Genomic DNA, 12,147 nt, shown 5'->3' on the forward strand with positions numbered 1-12,147 from the left:
AGAACGAGGTACATTGGAAAAATCCGCGATGCCCGAAGCAGGTCGTCGAAGTGGGGTAACTGTTGTAGCGATCGGTTGTGTCTTTTGCGTCGAGGCGCAAAACGCAATCCCTCCATGGATCGGAATTGCTTCGGTATCCCAGTTTCTCGCAAGCGGGGCCATAAACCTGGATCATCTGGTCGACCTCACGCGTCGCCTGGGCGGTGAGTTCGGCTTGTGTCGTGCAACCGACAAGCAAGGCCGTCAAGGTCAAGTACATGAGTGTGCGCATGATAGCTCCTTCTCACCCACAGAATTAGAGCCGGCAACTGGCTGGCAAGTTTCCTCGGTCGGCATCGGTCATAGGTCGTTGCCCCTGCGGCTCGGTTTGGCACACGCTGCAAAAGGTGGCGGAAGCGAGCCGTCACACGCGCAGAGGAATGCCGCGGCGGTGGGGCCAGACTATGGAATCTCCATCCCGGCAAGCAGGCCCGCGTGCATACTATCTTCAGCGTCTGAATCTCCTCCTGAAGGGAGTGCGAGCGATGGCACCGATCGAGAATAGTGAGGAGCGGTATGGAATTATCGCGATCCTGTTGCACTGGTCGATGGCGATTCTTGTTATAGGACTCGCGGCCCTGGGAATCTACATGGTCATGCTCCCGGATGTTGGCTTCAATTCGGAGAAGATCGTATTGATTATCTTTCATAAAGAGGTTGGCTTGCTGGTGTTTGTTCTGCTTTTGGTGCGTTGGGTTTGGCGTGCAACCCAGACCATGCCCGCATTGGATTCGCAACTGCCAGATTGGCAGAAGATAGCCGCAAGATCCGTCCACCTGATATTTTATTTTATTATATTTGCACTGCCGATAACTGGGTGGGTCATGTCATCGGCCGCCGGCATTCCTGTATCGTTTTTCGGTATTTTTACGCTGCATGATTTTGTTCGTCATGATGATCTTCTGTTTCATCAGCTCATTGAACTTCACCGGTGGCTGGGATTTGCGCTCGTCTTTTTTATATTCATTCACGTGAGTGCCGCATTGTGGCACCATTTTGTCTTCAAGGACGATACCTTGCGGAAAATGCTGCCTTAATGGACATTCTCGATCACAAAGATGGCGAGATCGCGCAAGACCTTTCCCAGAGCTTCGTTGGCTGCCACTACGCCCGCGTAGGGGGTCCTTGCTTGCATGGGTTCTCGCACCGAGAATTCCTTGGTGGCTATAACCTGACTGGCCGCCTCTCGGCTCAGATCGAAGCGGATCGTTATCTTCAGTATTGCGGGATCTGCGGTGAAGTCTTGCCGAAGTTCCAGGATGTCGGTGCGAAGGACAAAGGTGTGGCTACCGTAGTCGGGCGGCGACATCACGTTGCTAAAATAACGAGTGCTGCGCAGTGTATTGATGATCAGCGGTTGAATCATCTGCTCCGGTGTTGCCGCCCATTCATTTTCACTGAAATACTCGATCTGGTATGCGCGACTCGTATAGAGCATCCGTGTAGAAGCATAGATCGATGCAGTCTGGGGGGGCAATACCAAGAGGGTGGCGGAGTGAGGCCGTGCAATGGGGATGCTGGAAGGGATTGTATTCAAAACATATTTATTAATTTCTGTCCGGGCAGGCGACAGCAACGCGCATCCGGACAGGAGGGGGATGAGAATAATGAAAAAACTCGCCCTGAAAGGATCGAGTTTCATTTTTTCTCCCCAGGGCCGAGTGGTGGCTGTACAGTACCTCGGATCAGGATGGATGGATCCCGATCGATCTTGGCTGTCAGATCAGAGAGGGAGCCGGAAAGCTTCTCCAGGTCAGATAGCGCCTTGTACGTCTGCGGCAGTATTTGCGTCTGAAGCGCCTTTACGCTGTCATGGCTAGCATCCAGGAGCGGTTCAAGTCGCTGGCTGGCGCGCGCAGTGCTTGCGAGCATGGTATTCAGTTTGCTGGTATTGTCTGCCAGCACCTTCGTAATCTGTTGCAGGCTGTCGGCTGATTGCTGCAGGGAGGCGATGGTCGGTTTGTCGAGCAGGGACTCCAGCAGTGTGGAGACGACTTGAAAATTCTCATTAACCTGGCCCATCGACGTATCGAGCGTTTCGACTTTCGCCGGTGCCGACGGTATGACTGGATAAGGTTCTCCGGAGCCCTTGGCCAGCGGTCGTGGATCGACTCCGATATCCTCGATGGAGATGTAGACATAGCCAGTAAAACCTCGTGTCGCGAGACCTCGGGACGTAATTGTCGCCACGCTCGCCGCAGTAACCGGCGCAGTTTTTTCGATGCTTAATAAGACACTTACCGTTCGCGGATTGACTAGTCCGACACGCTTTACCTTTCCGACTTCGACGCCGTGGAACTCAACCGGAGCATCGGCGATCAGACCGGAGACGGATTCCTGGGTATTCAACTGATAGGTCACATATCGGCCTTCCGAAAAGGCATACCAGGTGATTCCCACGATCGCCAGAATCAGCAGGAGTACTGCAAGCGTAAGCCGCGCTTTCGTGTTGATGTCACTTTCCATTGGACCTTGCCTCCGGGAATTGACGGGATCGTGGGGACGCGTATCAGATCCCAGGCATACGCGCCTGGTTGCAGCTACCGCGGCGGCCGCGCGCGTTCGTTGAACCGTGAGGCCAGGCGAAATGAAGTTCACTCGATGGGAATGATAGGCGGGTGCGCATATCCTGAGAGAGCATTGCCAGTCTCTCCAGTGCGCTACCGTACGCAGATCCCTTTTCGATTGTTTGCGGGTTGCGAGCAACCGAAGCAAGCTTGGCGATGCTGCCGTTCCCGCTCCCCGTTCGGCGACATGCATGCCTATGGCGAGGAAGGCGTGCGCGTTTACACCCGGCAGAAGTCTGTCATGCAGCGCTGGTCGGATAGCACGCCGAAGGGAGCGGATTTTGCGATGCCGACGGCCAGGTGAGGCCCGCTGAGGCGCCACGGGCAGCTGAAGTAGCCGTTCCTTCAATGTCACGCTGCCCGGGGCGGCTTCGCGCCATCGCTGAGCCCGTTCGGGAAGCTGGGCGCAACCTATGGGCGCGCTAGCCGCCGTTGCCTGCCAGGACCGAGCCAAAGAACGACTCGTCTCCGATCTGTCCGCCCTTGAGGACAATCTCCAGGCCATCGCGCTGCGCGAAGCGGGACCATACCCGGCACAAGGGCGCCCCGGGCGCCATGCCGGCGATCACCGACAAGGCCGATATCCCCAGTGCGCTGGCCACTTCGCCGGAGCTGTCGCCGCCGGCCACGACGATGCGGGTCAGGCGGGTGCGATCGAGCATACGTCGCATGACCTGCGCAAGCGCAGCTCCCACGCGGCGCGCGGCCACCGGACGGGACAGGCCGGCATCGCGCGCCATGGTCTCGAAGCCTGCAACGGCGGGGTCTTCCGGTCCGCTGGCGCTATAGACCACGACACTGGTGCCGCCACGGGCCGCGGCGCAAGCCAGCGCCACCACGCGCTCGATTTCCGCCTCGTTGGTTTCATCACGCAGGATCCGCCCGACATCGAGGCGCTCGGTCGCGAAGCCATGCCGCGCGGCCCAGCCTATCTGCGCCCCCGTTACCGGCGAACAACTGCCACTGACCGCGGCTATCACGGGCGCGGGCTGTGCGGCGGGCAGGCCCGGCAGGGGCGGGATCAGGCCAAGCTTGCGCCAATAGGCTGTCAGCGCATATTGCAGTCCCGACGAGGAAGCGGTAAACACGCCGTCGCCACGGCCCTCCCATATCAGTTGCCCGGCTGCCAGCAAGGTGGCCTCGTCGAGTACGTCGATCAGTACGACCGGCGTATCGTCCCCGGCGATGGCCGCCACACGCTCCCCTCCGTGGCCGCTCTGCAGTTGCACCATATCGACCAGCGCAATTCGCCTCGCCGTCTGCTGGCGCAGATGAACGCGCAGGTCGGCTTCCGCCATCGGGGTCACTGGATGACGCGCCATGGTCGGATGACGGTCCAGCCGGTAGCCTTCCCCGTCAACGGCGGCAAACAGGTTGCCAAACAGCTGGTAGCGCTTTAGCCGCGGCGCGCCGACCACCATGGGCGCCCACCGTCCTCCCAACGCGCGCGTGCCCAGGTCGATGGCCTTCCCAATGGACCCGATGGTTGGCGACGAATCGAAAGTCGAGCAAATCTTGTATTGCAGTACCGGCGCGCCCAGCCTTGCCAGGCTGGCGAAGGCCGCGGGCAGTTCGGCTTCCATCCAGGCGGTATCGCGGCCGCGCGAGGAGCCGGCGAGCCCGACGCAGCGTACCCCGGGAAAGCGTTGCAGCAGGTCGGGGGTGGGCGGCTCCAGGAACAGCACCGTGGGAATGCCGGCCGAGGCCATGGCTTCCATGGCGTCGGTCGAGCCGGTGAAATCGTCCCCGTAGTAGGCGAGCAGCAGGCCGGCGGGAAGGGCGGCAGGGGCGGGTGCGTTCATCGCCAGAACTCCAGCGCCTGGCTCAGCGGCCGGCTTGTGACGGCGTGCTGCGTCAGCGGGATGTGCTTCATCGCCGCGATCCAGGCTTCGCGCAAGGCCTCGACCCCGGCCGACACCCCAGTCGGATGTCCGAATATGCCGCCTCCGGCGGTATGGATGAGGTCTGCCGTACCGAGCGCCCGATAGGTGTCCTCCGCCTGCAGGCCCGTCTGCCCGGAGCTGAATACCGGCATGGCGGGCATGGGCTTGTGCGCCATCGCGGGGGCGAGAACCGCCTTCGCCGCGGCGATCACGCTCTCATCGGATTCGCTGAACTTGTTGCGCAGGCCATTGACGTGAAGGTGGTCGGCACCGGCGAGCCGCCAGATTTTTTGCCAGGGCGCATAGTCCCAGCCCAGGTGGGGGCTGCGCGAGAGATACCCCCAACCGGCCCGGTGGGCGTGGATGGGGAGCTGGGAGTGCTGGCGAAACGCCTGCAGCCCGACGATGCCGACCGAATTCAGGCAAACCATGACACAGGTCCCGCCCTGCGCCAGCACATGGTCGTGTCGGCGCTTCATCTGGTCCAGGTCGCCGGTCAGGTTGAAAGCCACCATCGCCTTGCGGCCGCTGCGCCCGGCTTCTTCATTGACGACGCGCATGACCGCGGAGACGCGCTCGTCGAACGGACAATAGCCGCCGTCAGCCTGCAGTTCGTCGTCCTTGATGAAATCGATGCCGCCGGCAACCAGTTCCCTGACCTGTTGCGCCGTCTCTTCGACGGAAAGGCCCACGCTCGGCTTGATGATGGTGCCGATCAGCGGGCCACAGCTTACCCCTGCAAGCTCGCGCGTTCCCTGTATGCCGAATGCGGGCCCCGGATACGCCTCGGCGAACGACGGTGGCAACTGCACGTCGGTGATGCGCAGGCCGCTGACTTGCCGCAACTCGAACAGATTGCCCGCGATGGTGGACATCAGGTTGGGCAGGGATGGCCCCAGGTTCTCTACCGGCCACGAAATCTGCAGCGCGCAGCGGGTATAGACATCCGATTGCATCCCGCCCGGCAAGCTAGGCGTGTTGACCCGCTCGATCACCTCGAGCCGCTCCACACGCGCACCCGAGCGTCGCTTCAGTTCCGGGGTTTCGGTCGGCAAGGCGACAAAGGTTCCGCTGGACTGTTCGCCGGCGATCACCTCCGCGGCGCGTTGGGGGTCGTCCCCGGTTTCCAGCCAATAGCTGGCAAAGATACGTTCGCCCACTGCTCACTCCTGTTTGAAACGCGGGCTGCCGGCCCGCCGGCAGCATGGTTGGCCTTGTGCGCTCTGGCTCAGGTAATGCGACGAATGCTCTCGGCGATCTCTTCCCGGTCGAACACCTTGATCCAGTCGTCTCGCATCAGGCGCGGCTTGCCGAATTCGATTGCCTTGTTGCACGCGTCCGAGAACGCGCCGGGGATCTCGTTGAAGATGACGGCGCCAAGGATGTTCATATGGCCGAGCAGGAAGTCACGCGCCGCTTCCTTGGGCACGCCGCGGCGAACAGTCTCGTCCATCGCTTCGCGCATGACGTAGAGCAGGGTGGCGCAGATGGTCTCCGAGAGCCCCGGTTCCAGGATGGCCATCTGGTCGACGGTGAGGCGGTAGGAGCGAAGAATCGGGGCGTAGATCACCTTGGCCACCGCCTCGCCCAGGTCGAATGCCTCATCCGGGCCTTGCATCAGTGCGCTGGTGATCGACTGTTTGGCGGCGCCGCCGCCGAAGTAGTCGCGGCGCGCTTCGGGATCCGTCTCGTCGTTGAAGATCAGCGGATGGCAGGGATGGGCGACGAAATAGGTCAGGTCAGGCCGGTCGGGCAGATGGCCGGCGAACGGTGCCGCGGCGTCAAGCGTCATGACCATGGTGCCGGCCTTGAGCTGGGGAGCGATCTGGGCGGCAATCTTGCCGATGATGGTATCCGGAACGGCGAGGATCACCACGTCAACGCCATCCAGTGCTTCATCGGTGCCCACACATTCGACGCCAAGCTCGTCCTTGAGGCGCTTCTGGCCAACCGGGCTCACCTCGACATGGCTGACGCGGTAGTCGGACTTGAGCAGATTCCTGGCGAGGCGTACCCCCATCTTTCCGCCAGCGCCAAACAGTGCAATTTTCTCTTTCATGCTAATTCCCCAGTTGAGAACACATCGCGAAGCCGGTGCAACGCGACATCACTTCAGATTCGCCTTCGGCTCAAGCACGCCGCCCGGTTCGCTCCCGCTGCGCTTTTCCGTCGTCGAGATGGCGAAGACCAGCAACGCGGAAAGCAGCATGAAACCGCCGACGATGAACATCGGCACCTGGTAGGAGCCGGTGGCATCCTTGATCGTCCCCGTCACATAGGGGGCGGCAAAGCCGGCAAAGTTGCCGATGGTATTGATCAGCGCGATGCCCGCGGCGGCCCCGGCGCCAGAGAGAAAGCGAGCCGGGATCGACCAGAACGTCGGCAGCGCGGAGAAGATGGCGCAGGCGGTCACGGTGATGACCGCGACTGTCGCCGCGGGCGAATTCATATAGAGCGCCAGCGGAATGCTGACCGCGCCGACGAGCGCGGGCAGGCCCACGTGCCAAGGCCGCACCCCGCGCCGCGTCGCATCGCGGCTCCACAGGAACAGTGCGATCGCGGCGGGGAAGTACGGGATGGCGGTGATCCAGCCCTTCTGGAACACGTTGAACTTGCTGCCGTACTGCGCCTCGAATCCGCCGATGATGGTCGGCAGGAAGAAGGCCAGCGCATAGAGACCGTAGATCAGGCCGAAATAGGTCAGCGCCAGCACCCAGACCCGACCGTTGAGCAAGGCCTTGCCGGCGAGCACGCCGTGGGAATGGGCCTTTACCTTTTCTTCCTTGTCGAGTGCCTCCGTGAGCCAGTCGCGCTCCGCCTGGCTCAGCCACTTTGCCTGCGCAGGCTTGTCGGCCAGGTAGAACCAGGCCACCACGCCGACCGCGATGGCGGGAGCCGCCACGCCGAAGAACATGACGCGCCAGCCGGCCAGGCCAAAGAGTCCATGGGCCTCGATCAGCAACGCCGCGACCGGCGCGCCGATCACGATGGTCAGGGGCTGCGCCAGGTAGAACAACGACAGGACGTGGCTGCGGTGCCGGGCCGGCACCCACATGCTCAGGAACAGGATGGCGCCGGGGAAGAAACCGGCTTCGGCCACGCCCAGCAAGAAGCGCAGCAAGTACAAGCCTTCGACGCTGCTGACCCAGGTGAACAGGATGGCGACCACGCCCCAGCTCACCATGATGCGGGCAAGCCAGCGGCGTGCGCCGTACTTGTGAAGCGCGAGGTTGCTCGGGATCTCGAGCAGGATATAGCCGACGAAAAAGACGCCGGCGGCAAAGCCGAACTGCGCGGCCGTCAGGCCGAGGTCCTTGGTGAGTCCGTTGGGGCCGGCAAACGAAATGGCGGTCCGGTCCAGAAAGTTGATGAAGAACATCAGCGCAATGAACGGCACCAGCCTGAGCGATACCTTGCGGATGGCTGACCGCTCCACGGCGGCGGTTGCAATGGTGGTTTCCACGTTGTCTCCTTTGGCGCGCGCCTGGTCATCGGTTGCCGGCGCTGTCGGACGCGACTGGTGTCGCTCGTCTGGCCTAATGGTATGATGAGTACACCATCATGCCAAGAAGGATTTGCTCAGGGTTTGTGCGGAGAAAGGAAAAGTGGAGCAAGCGGTATCGATGCTCGCGGAGGGGCGAGCGCGAGCGGCCCGGCGGCGCGCGGCAAGGAGACCTGAATGTGTCGGGCGTGAGGAGGGCGGCCTCCAGGGCAGCAGGCGCGAGCTGGACCAACCGCGAGTTTCAGCGGCCTGCCATCACTCGCGGGGCGGCAATACGGGGATCGGCTAGCCGGCGGGGAGGTGGGCGCAGGGAGTTACCAGGGAGTCGGGAGCGGAGAACTAAGAGATATCCGCGGTGGCACCCTGCAGGGTCCGGTAGAGCGCGTTTGCCCGTGTGAGATGCTCGCGCATCGCTTGCGCGGCAGCTTCGCCGTCGTGGGCGGCCACGGCGTCGACGATTCGCTGATGCTCCGCCAGGGTGAGTTCCTCCGCACCGGGCGCGCGCACGATGCCGCGGTAATACTCGCGCGCCCACTCGAACAGGGCTTGCACGATGGCGGGGAAGATCGGATTGCCGCTGATGCGCGCCAGCTCGCAATGAAACGCCATGTCGCGGGTCAGGAAGAGCGAGGGGTCATTCCGGGCGGCACGCTGTTCCTCCAGGCGCGCGGCAAGACGGCGGATGTCGTCCTCGGTCGCGGCAGTAGCCGCGAGCTGGGCCATGCCGCACTCCAGGAAGACGCGCGCGCCCTTGAGGTGCTCCAGTGAGTCCGGGTCGGAGCGCAGCAGATGCTGTGCGCCCGCCCCGATCTGCTGGATGAGCCGCTCTGGCGTCGGTATCACTACGCGGGCCCGCTCGCCATGCATGATCTCGATAATCCCGGCGCGCTCCAGCGCTTGCAGGGCCTCGCGGATGGCCGGGCGGCCCACGCCGTAATGCTCCATCAGCTCGCGCTCGGCGGGTAGTTGCTGGCCTGGCGCGATCTCGCCGTTGCGGATCCGTTCGGTGAGGCGATCCAGCACGTCCTCGTAAAGGCGCCGCCTCTGAATTGGCTCGGGGCTTGCCATGGTTAAAGCACTCCTGATGTCATCAGGCCACATGATGACATGGATATCGTGGCACACGTGCTGTGTGGTTTTGCAACCGATGCCACGCCGCGTCGCTCATGGGGAGCCTGCACGGGCAAGCCCGGCGCCGCTACCCGGCTGACCGCTCAGCCCCCTCGGCTTGCTGTCAGCTCGCGACGGCGGGGCGGGCCATCCACTCGCGCCCCTTGAGCATGCCTTCCCAGTACAGGGACGGAAGTATCCGTTCCTTCAACAGCCACGCTGCCCGGGATGGCTTCGTGCCGTCGATGAACCAGTTCGGGAAGCTGGGCGCGACCTTGCCGCCGTAGAGAAACTCCGCCAGCACCACCTTGCCGCGCGCAACCGTCAGCGGGCAGGAGCCATAGCCGTCGTAGTGCGCCTCGCCATGCGCCATGCCGCGCAGGGCGAGCACGTTGTGGGCCACCACGGGCGCCTGCTTGCGCGCGGCGGCCGCGGTCTTGGCGTTGCTGGTGTTGGCCGCGTCGCCCAGCGCGAACACGTTTTCGTAGCGCTTGTGCCGCAGGGTGGCCGGGTCCACGTCGGCCCAGCCCGCCGCATCGGCCAGCGGGCTCACGCGGATGAAGTCCGGCGCCTTCTGCGGCGGCACCACGTGCAGCATGTCGAACTCGCGCGTGACTTGCGCCATGCCGCCGTCAGGCAGGGCTCGCCGGAATACGGCCGTACCTGCCGGCCCGTCGACACTGGCCAGGGTCTCGCCGAAATTCAGGTGGATGCCGTAGCGCTCCACATAGTGCATCAGCGCCGGGACATAGTCGGGCACGCCGAACAATACCGCGCCGGCGTTGCAGAACTGGATGTCGACCTTGTCGAGCATGCGCTCGCGCAGCCATTGGTCGGCGGAGAGATACATGGCTTTCTGCGGGGCACCGGCGCACTTGATGGGCATCGGCGGCTGGGTGAACACCGCGCGGCCCTGTCCCTGCCGCGACAGTTGCTGCACCATGCGCCAGGTGTAAGGCGCCAGGTCATAGCGGTAGTTGGAGGTCACCCCGTTGCGCCCCAGCGTGTCGGCCAGGCCTTCGATCGCGCCCCAGTCAAGCTTCAGCCCCGGGCATACCACCAGTTGCCGGTACTTGATGACGCGGCAGCCATCCAGTATCACGGCATTGTGTTCCGGTTCGAAGGCGGCTACCGCCGCACGGATCCATTGCACGCCATGGGGCAGTACCGAGGCCATGGTGCGCGCGGTAATGCGGGGATCGAACACGCCGCCGCCCACCAGCGTCCAGCCGGGCTGGTAGTAGTGGATGTCCGCTGGATCGATGATGGCGATATCCAGGCCAGGCTGGCGCGCGAGCAGGCTGGAGGCCACCGCGGTGCCGGCGGCGCCGCCGCCGATAATGACGACTTCATGGCTGGCATCGGCGACTTCGACGGGTGTCTTGCCGCCGTTGACGAGGCGGCGCACCACCCCTTTCAGGTCGAAGCCGGCTGCGGCCGCATGCCCGACGATCTCTGGCAGCGGCATGTGCCGCGCTTGCGACAAGGCCCACATGGTGGTGGAGCGCATGCCCGTGCGGCAATACGCGAGCACGGGCTTGGGCAACCCGGCCATCAAGGCGCCGAATGCTTCCCCTTGCGCGTCGGTCACCTTGCCGGACTCGACGGGCAGGTAGCTGGCCGCCAGTCCGGCAGCCCGTGCCGCCTGCTCGATCTCCTGGAATCCGGGGTGGTCCGGTCCTTCGCCGTCCGGGCGGTTGCAGATCAGGGCCCTGAAACCCTGGGCGGCGATGGCTTCGATATCCGTGCTGGCGATCTGTGGCGAGACGGATAACTGGCCGGTGAGGAAACGGATTTCCATGAATACTCTCCATTGGGGGCGGCCTGTCCAGCGGCGTCTGTCAGTTTGTGGGGCCGGGACTGGCGGGAGCTTGATCAGAAATCAGAGGCTGGCGTGGTCAGAGGGCGTTGAGAGGGATCTTGATATACCGGGTGCCGTTGGCTTCGGGCGGTGGCATCTGTCCCGCCCGCATATTGATCTGGACCGACGGCAGGATGAGCGCCGGCATGCTCAGCGTCGCGTCGCGGGCCTGCCGCATCGCGACGAACTCGTCTTCGCTGATGCCGTTTTTCACGTGGATGTTCTGCTCGAGCTGTTGGGCCACGGTGGCGACGAATTGCACCTCGCGGCTGCCGGGCGGGTAGTCGTGGCACATATAGAGCTGCGTCGCGGCCGGCAGGCTCAGCACCTTGTTGATCGAGCGGAACAGCGTACGGGCATCGCCGCCGGGGAAATCGCAGCGTGCCGTGCCGTAGTCGGGCATGAACAGGGTGTCGCCGACAAAGGCCGCGGTCCCGGCGCCGTCGCTGACCACGAAGGTCATGCAAGCCGGCGTATGGCCAGGCGTGTGCATGGCGGTGGCCTGCAGCGTGCCGATGCCGAAACCAGCGCCGTCGTCGAAGAGCTGGTCGAACTGGCTGCCGTCGTGGCGGAATTCGGTGCCGGCATTGAAGAGGCTGCCGAAGACATCCTGCACGATCCGGATGTTGGCGCCGATCGCGGTCTGGCCGCCAAGCTGCTGCTTCAGGTACGGCGCGGCCGAGAGGTGGTCGGCATGCACGTGGGTTTCCAGGATCCACTGCACCGACGCGCCCAGTTCCCGTACCCGCGCGACGAGCCGGTCGGCGCTGGTGGTGGTGGTGCGGCCGGACTTGGCGTCGTAGTCCAGCACGCTGTCGATCAGCGCGCATTGTCCGGTGGACGGGTCAAGCACGAGATAGCTGATCGTGTTGGTGTGGGGGTCGAAGAAGCCTTCGATGTGCATTCGGGGTCGTGGCGGCACGGATGTCTCCAGGGCGGCGGGGATCGGGGCAAATGGGGTAGCGCCGGGACCACCGTCAGGTGGCTGTCGCGACGCTTGCGGACATAACGGAACAAGAATCGTGCCACCCTGAGGGAATCCCGTTGGTTTCCCGCAAGCTCATGAATCGAAAGGTCTTTTTACTGGCGATGTGGTATTTCCAGCGGCCCGCCGCCAGGCGTGCCACCAGGTGGCAGGCGGTGGCGGCAGCAGGTACTGCCAAATTGGCAGCGTTGGCAGTGCCT

Annotated in this window: 12 protein-coding genes and 1 pseudogene; 2 read left to right on the top strand and 11 right to left on the bottom strand. The window is 63.4% G+C overall.

The window, feature by feature from the left end; genetic code table 11:
• Positions 1-271: hypothetical protein (locus P3W85_RS02900; RefSeq protein WP_017227516.1), on the bottom strand; the 271-nt coding region annotated here is incomplete at its 3' end.
• A 253-nt stretch (positions 272-524) separates the two neighbouring features.
• On the opposite strand from P3W85_RS02900, the gene P3W85_RS02905 reads away from it, so the two are divergent.
• Positions 525-1,076 carry a cytochrome b gene (locus P3W85_RS02905; RefSeq protein WP_276263655.1) on the top strand — a complete coding sequence of 184 codons (552 nt, stop codon included), beginning with the start codon at positions 525-527 and terminating at the stop codon, positions 1,074-1,076.
• On the opposite strand, the gene P3W85_RS02910 is transcribed toward P3W85_RS02905, so the two are convergent.
• Both P3W85_RS02910 and P3W85_RS02915 read right to left on the bottom strand, forming a co-directional pair.
• Positions 1,073-1,681, bottom strand: coding sequence for an ABC-type transport auxiliary lipoprotein family protein (locus P3W85_RS02910; protein ID WP_276263656.1), 609 nt, complete (start codon positions 1,679-1,681; stop codon positions 1,073-1,075). The two genes, P3W85_RS02905 and P3W85_RS02910, sit on opposite strands and share 4 nt — an antisense overlap.
• Positions 1,678-2,505, bottom strand: coding sequence for an MlaD family protein (locus P3W85_RS02915; protein ID WP_276263657.1), 828 nt, complete (start codon positions 2,503-2,505; stop codon positions 1,678-1,680). Before P3W85_RS02915 ends, P3W85_RS02910 begins: the two co-directional genes overlap by 4 nt.
• Before the next feature lie 270 nt (positions 2,506-2,775).
• Between P3W85_RS02915 and P3W85_RS02920 the strand changes: the two are divergent.
• Positions 2,776-2,910: pseudogene (locus tag P3W85_RS02920) on the top strand (methylmalonate-semialdehyde dehydrogenase); the annotation flags it as partial.
• Positions 2,911-3,028: 118 nt separating this feature from the next.
• On the opposite strand, the gene oiaK reads toward P3W85_RS02920, so the two are convergent.
• The 8 genes from oiaK to P3W85_RS02960 form a co-directional block, all read right to left on the bottom strand.
• On the bottom strand, positions 3,029-4,408 hold the full coding sequence (gene oiaK, locus P3W85_RS02925) for a 3-oxo-isoapionate kinase OiaK (RefSeq protein WP_276263658.1): 1,380 nt from the start codon (positions 4,406-4,408) through the stop codon (positions 3,029-3,031).
• Positions 4,405-5,649 carry a ribulose-bisphosphate carboxylase large subunit family protein gene (locus tag P3W85_RS02930; RefSeq protein ID WP_276263659.1) on the bottom strand — a complete coding sequence of 415 codons (1,245 nt, stop codon included), beginning with the start codon at positions 5,647-5,649 and terminating at the stop codon, positions 4,405-4,407. The genes oiaK and P3W85_RS02930 overlap by 4 nt, the downstream gene beginning before the upstream one ends.
• Before the next feature lie 68 nt (positions 5,650-5,717).
• Entirely contained in the window at positions 5,718-6,548 is an 831-nt protein-coding gene (apnO, locus tag P3W85_RS02935) for a D-apionate oxidoisomerase (protein ID WP_017227521.1), read from the bottom strand.
• 48 nt (positions 6,549-6,596) lie between these two features.
• Positions 6,597-7,952 carry an MFS transporter gene (locus P3W85_RS02940; RefSeq protein WP_017227522.1) on the bottom strand — a complete coding sequence of 452 codons (1,356 nt, stop codon included), beginning with the start codon at positions 7,950-7,952 and terminating at the stop codon, positions 6,597-6,599.
• Positions 7,953-8,330: 378 nt separating this feature from the next.
• Positions 8,331-9,059 (bottom strand): transcriptional regulator NanR, encoded by a 729-nt coding sequence (locus P3W85_RS02945; RefSeq protein WP_017227523.1) that lies wholly within the window; start codon positions 9,057-9,059, stop codon positions 8,331-8,333.
• A 166-nt stretch (positions 9,060-9,225) separates the two neighbouring features.
• Complete coding sequence (locus P3W85_RS02950; RefSeq protein ID WP_276263660.1) at positions 9,226-10,902, bottom strand: bifunctional protein tyrosine phosphatase family protein/NAD(P)/FAD-dependent oxidoreductase; 1,677 nt, start codon at positions 10,900-10,902, stop codon at positions 9,226-9,228.
• A 97-nt stretch (positions 10,903-10,999) separates the two neighbouring features.
• A complete protein-coding gene (locus P3W85_RS02955; RefSeq protein WP_276263661.1) occupies positions 11,000-11,866 on the bottom strand; it encodes an MBL fold metallo-hydrolase in 867 nt (288 codons plus the stop codon).
• A gap of 73 nt (positions 11,867-11,939) precedes the next feature.
• Positions 11,940-12,147, bottom strand: a 208-nt coding sequence (locus P3W85_RS02960) for a hypothetical protein (RefSeq protein WP_276263662.1), incomplete at its 5' end; no start/stop codon positions are given.

The organism is Cupriavidus basilensis (assembly GCF_029335485.1).
GTDB lineage: Bacteria > Pseudomonadota > Gammaproteobacteria > Burkholderiales > Burkholderiaceae > Cupriavidus > Cupriavidus basilensis_E.